Source organism: Rhizobium sp. RSm-3, from assembly GCF_001854685.1.
Lineage (GTDB): Bacteria > Pseudomonadota > Alphaproteobacteria > Rhizobiales > Rhizobiaceae > Rhizobium > Rhizobium ecuadorense.
The window spans coordinates 1-14488 of record NZ_MAWZ01000059.1 but is presented as its reverse complement, the minus strand read 5'-3'; the positions used below and the strand labels follow the sequence as shown (position 1 = coordinate 14488).

Sequence of the window (14488 nt, the reverse complement as noted above, 5' to 3'; positions counted from 1 at the left end):
GGTGCTGATCAATTCGTCAGGGCGAAGGTCTCGAGCTTGCCGGAATTGTCGGCGTTGATGAGAACGCAATCCATCAACTGCTTCTCTTCCTTCGGCGTCGTCTTGTTCTTGATGTAGGCGTCGGCCTGTTCCACCGCCAACTGGGCCTGCGCATAGGCGGGCTGCAGAACCGTCGCCTTGATGCCGCCCGACTTGATCGAGTCGCGCACGTCGTTGGAGCCGTCGAAGCCGACGACGATCACGTCCTTGCGGCCGGCGGCCTGCAGGGCCGCGATCGCACCCATGGCCATGGTGTCGTTGCCTGAAATGACGCCCTTGATATCGGGATTGGCCTGGAGGATGGTTTCCATCTTCGAATAGGCTTCCGTCTGGCTCCAGTTGGCAGACTGCTTGGCGACCGACTTCAGCTCGGGATAGTCGTCGATGACGTCGTGATAGCCCTGCGAACGGATGCCGGCATTGGTGTCGGACTCCTTGCCCACCAGCTCGACGTAATTGCCCTTCTCGCCCATCAGCTTGACGAATTCCTGCGCCCCGAGCTGCGCGCCCTGATAGTTGTTCGAGACGATCTGGGCGACGGCAACGCCGGTCGCGTTGATTTCGCGGTCGATCAGGAAGGAGGGGATGCCGGCGTCCTTGGCCTTCTTGACGGCGGCGACGGAAGCGTCCGCGCCGGCATTGTCGAGGATGATCGCCTTGGCGCCGCGCCCGATTGCCGTATCGATCATTTCCGACTGCTTGTTGGCGTCGTCGTCATGGGTCATGACGAGGGTCTCGTAGCCGAGTTCCTTCGCCTTGGCTTCGGCGCCGACGGCCTCGGCCTTGAAGAAGGGATTGTCATGCGCCGGCGTGATGATGGCGATGAGGTCGGCCGCAAAGGCCGGCATCGCCGTTCCGAGCGCGAGCGCGCTGGCAAAGGCTGCAAGTGTCAGTCTGCGTGTCAGTTTCATTTTTTCCTCCCTGTTGTGAATGACGCCCCGTCTCCCCGGAGCGGTGCCCCGTCCCCGGAGCGGTTAAGGGGGAGGGCATGCCTCCCCAAGCCGGTTCAGGTGATGCGCCGGATGCTTTCGGCGATCTCCTGCGGTTCGAATACTTTCTTCCAGTCGTCGCGCATCAGCGCCGGGATGCCGAACTCGATCGCCTTGTTGCAGGCGTCCGAGAACACGCCGTCAACCTCCTTGAAGATGACCGCGCCGAGCACGTTCATATGGCCGAGCAGAAAGTCGCGAGCGGCCTCTGCAGGCACGCCGCGAGCCACGCATTCGTCCATCGCCTGGCGCATGACGACGAGCAGCGATGCGCAGACGGTTTCGGACAGGCCGGGCTCGAGCATGGCGAGCTGGTCGACCGTGACCCGGTGCGAGCGCATCACCGGCGCCCAGATGAGCTTGGCGATTTCCTCGCCGAGCTCATAGGCTCTGTCAGGCCCCTGCATCAGCGCCGAGACGATGTGCTGCTTGGCGAAGAGGCCGCCGAAGTGGTCCTTCTTGGCTTGCATATCCGTCTCGTCGTTGAAGATCGGCGGATGGCAGGGATGGGTGACGAAATAGGTGAGATCATCGCGCTTCGGCAAATGGCCGGCGAATGGGGCCGCAGCATCGAGCGCGACCACCATCGTGCCCGGCGCGAGCTTGTCGACGATGCCAGAGGCGACCTTGCCGATCGCCGTATCCGGTACCGCGAGGATCACCACATCGGCGCCGTCGAGCGCGGCATCGACCGGCACGCAATCGAGGCCGAGATCGTTCTTCAAACGCGCCTTGCCGGCGTCGCTCACCTCGACATGGCGCACTTGGAAGCGCGACCCCTTGAGGTTTTTGGCAAGCCGGTATCCCATTTTGCCGCCGGCGCCGAAGAGAGCAATCTTGGTCATGTTTTCCTCACCTTTTCAATTCCGGATAGGACCATATACTGGTATGATGAGTCAATCACCATATCATTACTTTAGTTGTTCAAGCCCCATGTTTTTCGGCGTCGAGCCGGTCGATCGCCTCGACATTGCCGGCCGATGGGCCATCCGGGTCGAATTCGGAGGCGAGCCAGACGTCGACGATCGATTTCGCCAGTTCCGGCCCGATGACGCGCGCGCCCATCGTGATGATCTGGGCGTTGTTCGATTTCACTGCCCGTTCCGCCGAATAGGTGTCGTGGGTGAGTGCGGCGCGAATACCCGGCACCTTGTTGGCGGAAATGCACACACCGATGCCGGTGCCGCAGAACAGGATGCCGCGCTGATGTTCGCCGTCGACGATCGTCTGCGCCAGACGCTGGGAGAGATCGGCATAGAAGCCGGACTGGCTGAGATCGTGAACTTCGAGGTCCGCCTTGCCGGCGAGATGGGCGGCAATGACATCCAATAGCGGTTTGCCGGCGCTGTCGGCGCCAATTGCGATCTTCATGGCAGTTTCCTTTCACTCGCCGTCTGGCGTGGATATGAGCGGTCGATCGCCGCGCTGACGCGGCCGAGAATGTCGAGATAGCCCTCGACGGACCAGGCGGAGCGGCCGATGAACAGGCCATCGATATGCGGCTCGCCGACCAGCTCCTCGCAATTTTCAGGATTGACGCTGCCGCCGTAGAGAACCGGTACTGCACGGCCGAGAATGGCCTTGGCCACTTCGGCGATTTTTCCGTGCCGCTCCGACGCGTAGTCGGCGGTCGCCGGAATACCCCTGGCGCCGATCGCCCAGACTGGCTCGTAGGCAAGCAGAATCGGCGCCTCGCCGGCCTCGGTGTCGACGCCCCGCAAGGCGGCCTCGACCTGCCGCCGCAAAACGGCGTCGGCCCGACCGTCCTGGCGCTCCTGCAAGGTCTCGCCGATGCAGATCAGCGGCGTCAGGCCATGGCGGAGCGCGGTGGAAACCTTAAGGCCGACGGTCTCGTCGGTTTCGCCGAAATGTTCGCGCCGTTCGGAATGGCCGAGCTCGACGATATCGAGCTCGCAGTCCTTCAGCATCAGCGGGGAAATTTCGCCGGTCCAGGCGCCGGCATCCTCCCAGTGCATGTTCTGGGCGCCGACCTTCACCGAGGTCTCGGCCAGCAGGCGCTTGACCTCGCGCACCGCGGTGAAGGCGGGGATGACGAAGCGCTGCACACGGATATCGCGTTCCGCATCCGTCGTTGCGAGGCGGCGCGCGAAAGCGAGCGCTTCCTCCACCGTCTTGTTCATCTTGAAGCTGGTGCCGACCCAGACGACCATCAGTTCTTCCTTCCCAGACGGATCTGCGCGAAATAGCCATCCGCTCCGACCTGGCCGCCTTTCAGCGCGATCTGCAGGCCGTTGGTCGGCGCATAGTCGCCATGCGCCAGGCAGAGCGGCGAGCCCGGCGTCTGGGGCAGCGGCAGCAGCGTCGTCAGCGCGTCGATCTTCAATTGCCGGAGCGCATGGCTCGACGTATCGCCGCCGGCGACGACCGCGCGCGACAGCCCTTCGGCTTCGATCAGCCGCCGCAGGATCGTGCCGAGCGCGCCGCCGAGCCGATGACGGGCGCCCGGCAGCCGGTCGATATCGGCACCGCGGTCCGCCGAGGGGCCAAGCGCCGTATGGAGGATGACGCTCTTGCCTTCCTTCAGCTTGCCGACACCCGCCTGCACGGCCGCCTCCACGGCGGCTTCGCCATTGGAAATCAGCACGAGCGGATCGAGCGCAATGCTCTCGAAACCGTTCTCGGCAGCCGTGCGGATCTGGCGCTCGGTGGTCGGCGAGACGCTGCCGGAGACGACGGCAAGGCGATCGACCGAGCCGATATCCGGAAATTCGGCGCTGTCCTCGCCGATCAGGCCGGCCTGCCGCCAGGCGCTGAGCAGGGCATATTCGACCCCCGACGAGCCGGCGACGAAGCGTCCCGAGCGGTCGGTGACCCGCAGCATCTGCCGGCCGGCGGCCGCTTGCGTCGTTTCGGAGTCGACATCGAGGAGCAGTATGCCTTCGCCATTCGATGTCAGCGCGTCGATCCGTTGGTCGGCATCCGCCGCGGTGATTGCGACGAGATCGGCAAGCCGGACGGTTAGGGAGGTCTGTTTCGACAAATGCAGCGCAAGGTCGGCCTCATCCATCGGCGTGACGGGATGGCGGCTCATCACGGGATGGCGGTCGATGCGAAAGACACGCCCCTGATAGGCGGCGAAGAGATTGCCGAAGGCCGTATAGCGCTTCAATTGCGGCGCGCCGACGATAACCGGCACGATGGATTGCCCGAAACGCGTGCGGCCGATTTCGATCGCCTTGCCGATATTGCCGATGCCGGGACAGGAATCGAAGGTCGAGCAGACCTTGTAGTGGCAGATGGCGGCACCCAGCGAATTCAGCCAGTCGAAGGCAGGCGCAAGATGCTCCTCCATCCATGCCGGCGTTTCACTGCGGCTCGTTCCCGCGAGGCCGATCGCGCGGCAGTGTTTGAAGCGGGCGAGCAATTCCGGCGTGGGGATGCCGAGGAACAGCGCGGTCTCGACACCGTTCGAGGCAAGCGCCTCCATGACATCGGTCGAGCCGGTAAAATCATCGCCGTAATAGCTGACGAGAAGGTCGTTCATGACGGTCACGCGCCCTTGCCGTCGCTGAATTTTGCGATCGAGGCGGCAAGCTCCGGATGATCCTTGGCGTAAGTCTCCAGCGGGATGTCGGCGACTGCGGCCTGCCAGGCCTGCTGCACGGCGCGAACGCCGGCCGCAGCTCCGCCGGGATGGCTGACGATGCCGCCGCCGCAGAGATAGAGGAGATCGACGGTCCGGCCGGTGCGCTGATAGGTCTCCGGCGCCTGCCCGCCCCACTGGCCGGAGCCCGCGACCGGAAGCGGCCGATCGGCAGCGTCGAAGAGCGGCGTGCTGACGGCCTTGAAGGAGGAGACGAAGCTGTCGTCCGGCTCCCAATATTTGACCCGGATGCCGTTGATCTGGAACTGGTCGACCCCGAGCAACCGCCAGAACTGCTGGTAGACCTTGAAGTCCATGCCGGCGCCCGGATCGCGCGTCAGCACGTCCCAGCCGTTTCGATGCGCGTGCAGCACCAGGCTGGAGCGCTTGCGCAGAAAGCTCATGCCGCCGAAGCCGATCGAATTGATGTTGACGACGGCGCAGTTGCCGCCGGCTTTGGCGACGATGTCGTGGTTGCGCATCATCTCGTCGGGGTCGGCATGCGAGATGCCGAAGGCATACATGACCTTCTTGCCGGTCTTCTGCTCGTGATCGAGAATGCGCGGCATGATCGCCGCAACGCGGTCCTTGAGCGGCGAATAGGCCGGGCTCATCAGCTTCTCGTCGTCCTTGATGAAGTCGACGCCCGATCCGATCAGCTCGCCGACGAGTTCCGCCGTCTCGTGCGGCCTCAGCCCGAGCGCCGGCTTGACGATCGTGCCGATGATCGGCCGGCCCTCGACGCCGGTGAGGCGGCGGCTTCCCGGAATGCCGAACTGCGGCCCTGGATGGGCGCTCTTGAACGCCTCCGGCAGCTTCATGTCGACGATACGGATGCCGGTCATGCCCTTGATCGAATAGACGCCACCGATCGCGATGGTCATCAGCGCCGAGAGATCGGTGCCGATCGCCTCAAGCGGAAAGCCGATGTCGACATCGGCGCGGTGGAGCCGCGTGCCGGGCGCGGCCTCGGGCCAGGTCGGGTGACGCCCATCCTCGAGCGGGCGGATCGCCAGCACCCGGGCGGCGACGCGCGACTTCAGCTCCTCGGTCTCGCCGGGAACCGGCACGAAGGTTCCGGTCGACTGGTCGCTGGCGATCTTGTCCGCCATCGCCGCGACGCTGCCGGGCGTTTCGATGCGGTAGGTCAGGGTAATCATCATCAACGGACGGCTGCTCCTCTCGGCCCACGCAGATTGTCATGGCGTCAACTTGTGATCTGGTATAATGAGTATTCCAACTATTGAAAAGCGGAATCTTCGGGCGCGCAATTTTCGGCCGCAAGCTTTGTCCTTGGTCCGGAAAACTGTTAGGAGGAGACATTTTGAGCCAGCGAGATCTCATGACCCAGCCCCTCGAACAGATCGTCCGCCGCAAACTCTCCGACGAAGTGTTTGATCGATTGGAGCGAATGATCACCTCAGGCGAGCTCCAGCCCGGCGATGAAATGCCCTCCGAGCGGGTGCTGATGGAGCGCTTCGGCGTCGGCCGGCCGGCGATCCGCGAAGCCATGCAGTCGCTTGCCAACAAGGGCCTCGTCAGCATTTCGCACGGCGAACGGGCCAAGGTCCTGCGGCTGACGGCAAAGTCGATCTTCCGCCAGGTCGATCTCACCGCCAAGATCATGCTGTCGCAATCGGCGGATTCGCTGGAACATCTGAAAAGCGCCCGCATCTTCTTCGAGCGCGGCATGGCGCGCGAGGCCGCCCAGCGCGCCTCGGCAAACGACATCGCCGAGCTCAGGGATATCATCGAGCGCCAGCGCATGTCGCTCGGCCGGGCCGAAGCGTTCATCGATGCCGATATGGAATTTCACACCCGCATCGCCCAGATCTCCGGCAACCCGATCTATGTCGCCGTCAGCGAAGCAATGCTTGCCTGGCTGAAGGAATATCATACCGAGATGCTGATCTGGACCGGCAAGGAAAAGTTCACGCTCGCCGAACACGACGAGATCGTCGACCGCCTCGAAGCCAACGACGTCGACGGCTCGGAAACCGCGCTGCTCAAACACCTCGAACGCTCGCGGGCGCTTTACGCGAAGTAGGGCGCTTTTGTTTAGCGGCTGCTTGGGAACAATGATGTGCCGGCGAGGTTGTGGATAGGCCCATCAGGCAGAAATCCCAAGGAGGATATGAGAATGCGTATGAAACTCGTAGCAGCATCGCTTTTCGCCCTCGGCATGGCCACCTCAGCCTTCGCCCAGTCCAATCCGGCGCCGGCCGGCGCCACGATCGACAAGAACCAGGCCGATCAGGGCGGCGGCGCGACCAGCGACATGAAGGCCAAAAAGCCGATGGCGACCGATACCACCACGACCGGCTCCACGACCGGCGGCACGATGAAAATGGACAAGACCAAGTGCCCGAACCCGGTCAACAACTCCGCCAACCTCCAGACCCAGGGCGGCACCAGCAACGCCACGCCGATGGACGAAGCCTGCGCCGCGCATAACAACTGATCGACCAGATCACAAAAACCCCGCTTCGGCGGGGTTTTTGCGTGCGCTGCTTTGCGCCGGGGATGCTTGACTTATCGCAAAACCAGCGATATCAGATTGGGTAATCGATAACCCAATGAAGATGCCGTGACCGCCTCACTCAACGATATAGCTGCCCGCGCAGGTGTTTCCGTCAAGACCGTCTCAGGCGCCTTGCATGGCGGCTCGGCGCGCATGTCGGAAGATACCCGCCAGCGGATCAAGGAGATCGCCGAGGAGTTGGGATATGTCACCAACTTCGCCGCACGCAGCATGCGGCAAGGCTGGATGCCGCTTGTCGGCCTGGTCGCGGACGACTTGATCACTTCGCCTTTCGCGACCGAAATCATCAGGGGGCTCGATGGCGCCGTGCGCGCCGCCGACATGGCCGTCTTCGCCATGACGCTCGGCGGCCATCGCAGTGTCGCGTCGATCCTCGACGAGATGCGGCGCTTTCGCCCGCGGGCGATCGCCTATGCCGCCATGTATCACAAGAGCGTCGACCTGCCGCCTGCATTTGCCGACACGGTCGGCGTCATGATCAACTGTCGCGATGCCAACGACCGCGTCACCTCGCTGGTACCCGATGAAACGGGGGCGGCGCTGGAGATTACCAATTACCTCATCGATGCCGGCAGGCGCAATATCGCCTTCATCAATCTGCCGGGGCTGCTCGCCGGGGACCTGCGTGAACTCGGTTTCCGGCAGGCGCTCGATCATGCTGATATCGACGGCGCCGGCGCCATCGTCTTGCCCGTCGTCAGCAAGGCGATCTACAGCGACCGGGCGCACAGCCTCGTCGCCATGCATGTGCATGCGCTAATGAACGGCCCCCGGCGCCCCGATGCCATCTTGTGCGGCAATGACCGCGTGGCGATGGAGGTCTATGCCGCGCTGCGCCGGACAGGCGCGGCCATTCCCGACGACGTCGCCGTTGCAAGTTTCGACAACCAGGTCGAGATCGCCTCGCGTCTCGACCCGCCGCTGACCACCATGGCGCTGCCCCATCGCGCCATGGGCCGTCAGGCCGCGCACATCCTGCTTGCCGAAGACCGGGGTCCGGTCGGGGTGCAGAAACTGCCGTTCCAGTTGGTGGAGCGGGCATCCGTATAAATTGAGATAGGCCCATTCAATTGAGGAGGAATTCTAATGGGTAAACGTTTACTTTGGTCGCTGGTCCTGTCCTCGGCGCTGATCGCGCCGTGGGCGCAGGCCGCCGAGAAAACCGCAATCCAGGTCATGCACCAGGGCGATCCCGGTTTTGTCGCCGCCTATGGCAAGGTCGCCGAACGCTTCGAGGCCGCCAATCCCGATGTCGACGTGCAGTTCATCTATGCGCCGCACGATGCCTATAACGAGAAGTTCAGCGCCGCCGTCATGGCCAAGCAGCTGCCCGACGTCATGGAACTCGATGCGCCGTTCCTCGCCAATTACGTCTGGTCGGGCTATCTTCAGCCCATCAAGCCGCTGATCGACAAAGATGTCCTCGACGACATGACGGAGTCCAACATCGCCCAGGGCACCTATCCGATCGATAAGGACCTCTATGCAATCGGCCTGACCGACTCGTCGGTCGTTCTTTACGGCAACAAGAAATATCTCGAAGCGATCGGCGCCCGCATCCCGAAATCCGTCGACGATGCCTGGACCCGGGAAGAGTTCGAAACCTATCTCGAAAAGCTCTCGAAGCTCGACGGCGTCAAATGGCCGATCGACACCTTCCGCGGCTACGGCATCAAGACCGAATGGATCACCTATGCCTATGGCCCGATCCTACAATCGGCCGGCTGCGACCTGATCGACCGCAAGGCCTGGAAATCCGAGGGCACGCTCGACAGTGACGCCTGCGTCGATGCGCTGGCGATGATGCAGAAATGGGTCAAGAACGGCTGGGTGGTGCCGCAGTCGGCCGGAACCAACCAGTTCTTCGCCGAAGGCAATCCGGCAGCATTGGCGCTCGGCGGACACTGGGTTTATGCTGAGGCCGCCGCGACCATGAAGGACAACATCGTCGTGCTGCCGCTCCCGAAGTTCGGCGCCAAGGGCGCGAGCCCCAACGGCACCTGGATCTGGGCGGTCACCAAGACATCGAAACATCCCGACATCGCGGCCAAATTCATCAGCTTCCTGCTGAAGGACAAGGAGTATCGGGCTTACGTTGCAAGCCAGTCGGGCTATCCCGGCCTAAAGAGCTTCGCTGCCGAATCTCCGCTCTATGCCAACGGCGGCCCGATGGCGATCGCCTTCGAGCAGGCATCGAAGACGGCCGTCGCGCGCCCGCCGCACCCAGCCTATCCCACAATCACCTCCGCCTTCATGCAGGCGGTCGACGAGGTGTTTAATGGCGGCGATCCCAAGGAGGCGCTGGCATCGGCCGCCAAGAAGATCGATCAGGATATCGAGGACAATGACGGCTATCCGCCGTTCGGCGACGAGCAATAGGCGCGATCGCCTCTGACAGGTCAACGTCCTGCGATGTACCGGGCAGACATCGCAGGGCGGAGCCGGCACCCAGGCTCGGAGAGGAGGAACTAGATGGTCACGCAACAATCGACATCGTCGACATTCATTCGAAAGGCTCCGCCGCGCCGCCATGACAAGGGACGGCTGATGCAGGAGGCGGCCATGCTGGCGCCGGCCGTCATCCTGTTGACCGTCTTTCTGATCCTGCCGTTCCTCCTGTCCTTCTGGACGGCAATGACCAACCAGCCTCTGGTGCCGCGGCCGACGCCGGTCCGCTTCGTCTGGTTCAACAATTTCATCCGCATCTTCCAGGACGATCTGTTCTGGACGGCCCTTTGGAACGTCTCGCGCTTCACCTTCTGGATCATTCCGGCGCAGTGCGGCCTCGCTTTCGCGACGGCGCTGCTTTTGCATCAGAAGCTGCCGTTCCGCAATCTGTTGCGCGGCATGTTCTTCCTGCCGGCGATCACCTCGATGGTCGTGGTCTGCGTCATCTGGGGCACCCTGTTCCAATATCCCACCGGGCCGTTCAACCAGATCCTCGGCTTCCTCTCCGGTGGGGCGATCCAGCCGATCGATTGGCTCGGCGATCCGCAATGGGCGATGTTCTCGCTCGTCCTGCTCTCGGCCTGGCAGGCCTACGGCTTCCAGATGATCGTCTATCTCGCCGGCCTTCAGGGCATTCCGGACGAACTCTACGATGCCGCCAAGATCGACGGTGCGAACGCGTTCCGCCGGTTCTGGCACGTGACCATGCCCGGCCTCAGACCGACCCATGTCTTCGTGCTGGTGATCACCACGATCCAGGCGTTCAAGCTCTACACCCAGGTCGCCATTCTCACGCAGGGCGGGCCGAAGAGCAGCACAGAAACGGTCGTGCATTACATGGTCCGCGCCGGCTTCGAAGAGCAGAAAATGGGCTATGCCTCCGCCGTCTCGGTCATATTGTTCGTGATCGTTCTCGTCATCGCGCTGATCCAGCGCCAGCTGCTGAGACGCTTCGATGTCTGATATCGCACTCTCTATCCCGCAGGCTCGCACAGCGCGGCGCCATTCCGCCGCAATGGTTCTCCGTGCCATCCAGACGATGTGCATTTTCATCATCGCATTGGTGATCGTCTCGCCATTGCTGCTCCTGGTCGTGGCAAGCCTCAAGGATGACCGGTTCCAAATTCTGGCCGATATGGGCAGCTTCCGGGCCTTTTGGGTTTCGAACCCGACGCTTAACAACTATGCCGAGGTCGGCCACCTCTCGGGTGAACTCGCCTTCGGGCGCTACCTCATCAACTCGCTGATCATCCTGGTCACGACGGTCTGTTCCGGCCTGATTGTCAATTCGATGGCGGCGTTTGTCCTGGCCTGGGGATCGTTCAAAGGCCGCGCCGTCATCCTGTCGATCGTGATCGCGCTCTATGTGATCCCGCAGGAAAGCATCATCATGCCGTTGGTGATCATGGTTTCCAGGGCGGGAATGTCCGACACCTTCGCGGTGCAGATCGTGCCCTGGGTCGCCAGCCCGCTCTATATCTTTCTGTTCTACCAGTTCTTCGCGCAACTGCCGAAGGAATTGCTGGAGGCCGCCGAGATCGACGGCGCCTCGTTTTTCCGGGCCTATCGCTCCATCTTCCTGCCGCTCAGCCTGCCCGCACTCGCCACCGTGTCGATCCTCATGGGGATCGAGACCTGGAACCAGTATCTCTGGCCGATCCTGGTGACGCAGACCGATTATGCTCGGCCGATCGCGGTGGCCATCGCGACCTTCTTCGGACAGGACAGCATCTACTGGGATCGGGCGATGGCCGCCTCCGTTTTGATGATGATACCGATCCTGGGGCTCTACCTCGCATTCCAGCGCTGGTTCGTGAGTTCCTTTATCGGCTCTGCCGTGAAAGGTTGAATTGATGACAAGCCAAGCGATTTCTCCGTCCGATGACGTGCGGCTGGAGACGATCAGCGCCGTCCTGCCCGCGGGCGCCACGATCCATGCCTGGATCAGGGCGTCGCATGGGGGCGCCCCGGGAAGGCTGACGGCACATGTCGATGGGGACCCGGCCGGCGCTGTCGAAACGTCAAATCCTGACGAATTCGAGTTCCGGCTGCTGATGCTGGGAAGCGGTGGAGAGGCGGCCTTCTCCTATGATCCCGCGACGACCAAGGTCTCGGTCCTCTATGCCTTCCTTCAGCCGCGCGTTCTCGAAGAAGGCATCCGGCTGCTGCATGTCAGCCCTGGCAATGCCACACCCGAGGCCCCCGGCGGCTATCACTTCCGCCCGCCTTTTGGCTGGATGAACGATCCCAACGGGTTTGGAAGGTTCGGCGGCAAGCTGCACCTCTGCTACCAGCACTATCCCCACAGTCTTCGCTGGAACAACATGCATTGGGGGCATGCGGTCTCGAAGGACTATCTTCGCTGGACGCATCTGCCGATCTTTCTTTTCCCTTCCGATGAACTCGCCACCCGGGCCGACGGGCGGGGCGGGGCATTTTCCGGCTCGGCGATCGCTCTTTCCGGCGGGGAAGCCGGCCTTCGCATTTTCTTCACCGAGCATATGAAGGATCGGGAACCGGAGGAACAGGTTCAGTTCACCGCCATCAGCCGCGATCTTGTCAACGTCGAGCCGGCAGACCTGATCCTGCCGGCGCGTCCTGCCGGGCTCGGCCTGACGACCGACTTCCGCGACCCTTACGTCTTCCTCGGGCCCGACGGCAAATGGAAGATGCTGCTCGGCACGCGCGACCGCGACGGCGGCGTCATTCTGCTCTACCAAACCGATGATCCGGCCGCGGCGGCGGGATGGACCTTCCTCGGCACGCTTCACCGCGAGAACCGCTTTGGAATGACGGCGGCGGAGTGCCCCTGCATGGTGCCCCTCGATGGCCCCGCCAGCGACCCGACGACGCGCTGGGCCCTGATCTTCGGCCTTCTCACAAGCCGCGACCCGACAACCGGCCGGCGCAACATGACGCTTGCGACCGTCGGCCGTTTCGATGGCCGCAGCTTCTCCGTCGAATTCGAGCAGGAACTGGATTTCGGCACCGACGCCTACGCCTTCCAGGCCTTCGTCGACGAGACCGGCCCGATGGGCATCGCCTGGCTTGCGAACTGGACGGATATATCAAGAGAGATCGACATGCCGACGGCGATGACCCTGCCGCGCCGGCTGGCAATTCAAAGCGGGGCGCTGATCACGCCACCGGTCTCAGCTGTCGAAAGCCTGCGGCGGCGGCGGCTGGATGCTGGAGGTTTTCTGGATGGCCGGACCGTCGATCTCGCCAATGGCTCCGTCGAAATCCTGCTCACCCTCGGCCAGGCCGGCAACGCTTTCCGCCTCGATCTCGAACATCCCGCGGCGACGGTCGCTGTTCAGTTGAACGATGACGGGCTGAGCATTCCCTTCTCGGTGGCGAATGCCAAGGCATCGCCCCGCTATATCGCCGCCGGCGCACGGCCCTCGACCGTCCGGATCTTCCTCGATGCAGGCTCGATCGAGGTCTTCGCCGACGATGGCCGCTGGACGGGAACCAAGCGGCTGCCCGGCTTTAAGGGGGTGAGCGCGGCACGCCTGGCCGCACCCGAGGGAAATATCGCCGCCGCCGAAATCTGGCAGCTCGGTCTTTGATCCCCGGAGGAACCGACATGGCATCGGTTACGATTGAGGAAGCCCGCAAGCATTATGGTGCCGTTCCGGTGATCCAGTCTCCGTCGATATCGATGTCTCAACCGACAGACTGGGGCCGAGCGCGCCCAGGAAATTCGCGGCATGGAAAATGGCAGCCGGTGGCTTTGCGCCGGTATCGCGGATGTCACCCGACAGAATACGCTGGGCCGCTTCGCAGATGATCGGCGCCGTGACGGCATAGATGTCCTGTCCCTGGGCGAGAATCCGGCGGTGCAGGTCGCCTTGCGTGACGATCACCTCGACGGCGAAGCGCTGCGCCGAACGTCCGGTTTCATCGACGGCCTGGGGCAGGGGCGTCGATGGATCGCGAACATCGCGCAGGGCTGTCGTGCTGAGAAAGCTGTGCAATTCCCTGGTGCGGACGCGGCTGGCGATCAGCGGCACTTCCGAAAATGGAAGCTCGACGAATGTCTGCCGGCCGAACGGGGCCGGTAAAACGGATACCTTCTCGGCCGGCGGCCGATGCACGGGCCGAAGCTCCCCGCCGCTGACGGCCAGGCGCTGTGCGGTGTTCTTCTCCCCGGTCACGCGCGTGCCTTTCGTCGGCAGCCAGCTGTCGAGAGCGACCCGGATTTCGATGGTGTCGGCATGCTGCCATTCGTCCATCAGGGCTGCCACCAGCAGATCGGCCAGGCCGCCGTAAAATCCCATAGCCGGGATGACGACGACGCCCGCTTCCCGGGCCGCGACCTCATGCCGGTCGAATATGGCCTGTACGCTCGGCTGTTCAGCCGTTACGTCGAGATAATGGATGCCAGCCCGCAGCGCGGCACGCACGACTGCATCGGCCGTGTCCATGAACGGGCCGGCGCAGTTGATGACGGCAGCCGCGCCGGAGAGCGCCCTGTCCAGCGCCGCGTCATCCTCTATCGCTGCTTCACGGCATTCGACGCCACGTTCCGGAAAACCCGCTTCGGCCAGTCGCCCGATACTCCGTCCGATTGCAATCGGCTTCAGCCCGCGCCGCAACAGTTCGGCGACGACAAACCGGCCGGTATGGCCGTTGGCGCCGAAGACCGCGACGGCCTGGGGTGTTCTGATGATGTCGGCTTGATTCGTGGTCATTGCTCTCTCCTGCGCTACAGACCTGTCTGTCCACTATAAAACATACAGGTCTGTAGCGTGTCAACCAACTTTCTGCTAGACCGTTTTGCATTTAGGTTGACCCATATCCTGCGTTTCGGATGTAGTTTGCGCATTCGTTTGGTTTGATTGTCTCTATGGTTCGAGCCAA

14 protein-coding genes are annotated in these 14488 nt (G+C 62.9%); 7 read left to right on the top strand and 7 right to left on the bottom strand.

Translation table 11 applies throughout. The features are described from left to right. Positions 1-8: 8 nt before the first annotated feature. The 6 genes from BBJ66_RS30285 to oiaX all read right to left on the bottom strand — a co-directional run bounded on the left by BBJ66_RS30285 (position 9) and on the right by oiaX (position 5795). Positions 9-950 carry a D-ribose ABC transporter substrate-binding protein gene (locus tag BBJ66_RS30285; protein ID WP_012555680.1) on the bottom strand — a complete coding sequence of 314 codons (942 nt, stop codon included), beginning with the start codon at positions 948-950 and terminating at the stop codon, positions 9-11. A 95-nt stretch (positions 951-1045) separates the two neighbouring features. After that, entirely contained in the window at positions 1046-1873 is an 828-nt protein-coding gene (locus BBJ66_RS30280; protein ID WP_071092747.1) for a phosphogluconate dehydrogenase C-terminal domain-containing protein, read from the bottom strand. Between the two features lie 79 nt (positions 1874-1952). Then, positions 1953-2399, bottom strand: coding sequence for a D-erythrulose-4-phosphate isomerase (gene derI, locus BBJ66_RS30275; RefSeq protein ID WP_049731470.1), 447 nt, complete (start codon positions 2397-2399; stop codon positions 1953-1955). Beyond that, the gene (locus BBJ66_RS30270) at positions 2396-3199 is read right to left on the bottom strand and encodes a triose-phosphate isomerase (protein ID WP_071092745.1); all 804 of its coding nucleotides are present in this window, start codon (positions 3197-3199) and stop codon (positions 2396-2398) included. Before BBJ66_RS30270 ends, derI begins: the two co-directional genes overlap by 4 nt. Beyond that, positions 3199-4533 (bottom strand): four-carbon acid sugar kinase family protein, encoded by a 1335-nt coding sequence (locus BBJ66_RS30265; RefSeq protein WP_071093089.1) that lies wholly within the window; start codon positions 4531-4533, stop codon positions 3199-3201. The genes BBJ66_RS30270 and BBJ66_RS30265 overlap by 1 nt, the downstream gene beginning before the upstream one ends. 5 nt (positions 4534-4538) lie before the next feature. Then, positions 4539-5795, bottom strand: coding sequence for a 3-oxo-isoapionate-4-phosphate decarboxylase OiaX (oiaX, locus tag BBJ66_RS30260; protein ID WP_071092743.1), 1257 nt, complete (start codon positions 5793-5795; stop codon positions 4539-4541). Positions 5796-5974: 179 nt separating this feature from the next. Between oiaX and BBJ66_RS30255 the strand changes: the two genes are divergently transcribed. The 7 genes from BBJ66_RS30255 to BBJ66_RS30225 all read left to right on the top strand — a co-directional run bounded on the left by BBJ66_RS30255 (position 5975) and on the right by BBJ66_RS30225 (position 13194). After that, entirely contained in the window at positions 5975-6679 is a 705-nt protein-coding gene (locus BBJ66_RS30255; RefSeq protein ID WP_049731466.1) for a transcriptional regulator NanR, read from the top strand. A 93-nt stretch (positions 6680-6772) separates the two neighbouring features. Continuing rightward, positions 6773-7093 (top strand): hypothetical protein, encoded by a 321-nt coding sequence (locus BBJ66_RS30250; RefSeq protein WP_049731465.1) that lies wholly within the window; start codon positions 6773-6775, stop codon positions 7091-7093. A 126-nt stretch (positions 7094-7219) separates the two neighbouring features. After that, positions 7220-8224, top strand: coding sequence for a LacI family DNA-binding transcriptional regulator (locus BBJ66_RS30245; protein WP_071092741.1), 1005 nt, complete (start codon positions 7220-7222; stop codon positions 8222-8224). A gap of 36 nt (positions 8225-8260) precedes the next feature. Continuing rightward, positions 8261-9553 (top strand): ABC transporter substrate-binding protein, encoded by a 1293-nt coding sequence (locus BBJ66_RS30240; protein WP_071092740.1) that lies wholly within the window; start codon positions 8261-8263, stop codon positions 9551-9553. Positions 9554-9646: 93 nt separating this feature from the next. Continuing rightward, positions 9647-10585, top strand: a complete 939-nt coding sequence (locus BBJ66_RS30235) for a carbohydrate ABC transporter permease (protein ID WP_071092737.1) — start codon at positions 9647-9649, stop codon at positions 10583-10585. Further along, a complete protein-coding gene (locus BBJ66_RS30230; protein ID WP_049731462.1) occupies positions 10578-11471 on the top strand; it encodes a carbohydrate ABC transporter permease in 894 nt (297 codons plus the stop codon). The genes BBJ66_RS30235 and BBJ66_RS30230 overlap by 8 nt, the downstream gene beginning before the upstream one ends. Before the next feature lie 4 nt (positions 11472-11475). Continuing rightward, positions 11476-13194 carry a beta-fructofuranosidase gene (locus BBJ66_RS30225; protein ID WP_071093087.1) on the top strand — a complete coding sequence of 573 codons (1719 nt, stop codon included), beginning with the start codon at positions 11476-11478 and terminating at the stop codon, positions 13192-13194. 27 nt (positions 13195-13221) lie between these two features. On the opposite strand, the gene BBJ66_RS30220 is transcribed toward BBJ66_RS30225, so the two are convergent. Continuing rightward, positions 13222-14319, bottom strand: coding sequence for a saccharopine dehydrogenase family protein (locus tag BBJ66_RS30220; RefSeq protein WP_071092736.1), 1098 nt, complete (start codon positions 14317-14319; stop codon positions 13222-13224). Positions 14320-14488 lie beyond the last annotated feature (169 nt).

Bases quoted from the DNA above. Each gene is read 5' to 3' on its own strand.
- BBJ66_RS30240 (WP_071092740.1), top strand. From the start codon at position 8,261: ATGGGTAAACGTTTACTTTGGTCGCTGGTCCTGTCCTCGGCGCTGATC.
- BBJ66_RS30230 (WP_049731462.1), top strand. From the start codon at position 10,578: ATGTCTGATATCGCACTCTCTATCCCGCAGGCTCGCACAGCGCGGCGC.
- oiaX (WP_071092743.1), bottom strand. From the start codon at position 5,795: ATGATGATTACCCTGACCTACCGCATCGAAACGCCCGGCAGCGTCGCG.
- BBJ66_RS30265 (WP_071093089.1), bottom strand. From the start codon at position 4,533: ATGAACGACCTTCTCGTCAGCTATTACGGCGATGATTTTACCGGCTCG.
- BBJ66_RS30250 (WP_049731465.1), top strand. From the start codon at position 6,773: ATGCGTATGAAACTCGTAGCAGCATCGCTTTTCGCCCTCGGCATGGCC.
- BBJ66_RS30285 (WP_012555680.1), bottom strand. From the start codon at position 950: ATGAAACTGACACGCAGACTGACACTTGCAGCCTTTGCCAGCGCGCTC.
- BBJ66_RS30235 (WP_071092737.1), top strand. From the start codon at position 9,647: ATGGTCACGCAACAATCGACATCGTCGACATTCATTCGAAAGGCTCCG.
- BBJ66_RS30225 (WP_071093087.1), top strand. From the start codon at position 11,476: ATGACAAGCCAAGCGATTTCTCCGTCCGATGACGTGCGGCTGGAGACG.
- BBJ66_RS30270 (WP_071092745.1), bottom strand. From the start codon at position 3,199: ATGGTCGTCTGGGTCGGCACCAGCTTCAAGATGAACAAGACGGTGGAG.
- BBJ66_RS30255 (WP_049731466.1), top strand. From the start codon at position 5,975: ATGACCCAGCCCCTCGAACAGATCGTCCGCCGCAAACTCTCCGACGAA.
- BBJ66_RS30220 (WP_071092736.1), bottom strand. From the start codon at position 14,319: ATGACCACGAATCAAGCCGACATCATCAGAACACCCCAGGCCGTCGCG.
- derI (WP_049731470.1), bottom strand. From the start codon at position 2,399: ATGAAGATCGCAATTGGCGCCGACAGCGCCGGCAAACCGCTATTGGAT.
- BBJ66_RS30280 (WP_071092747.1), bottom strand. From the start codon at position 1,873: ATGACCAAGATTGCTCTCTTCGGCGCCGGCGGCAAAATGGGATACCGG.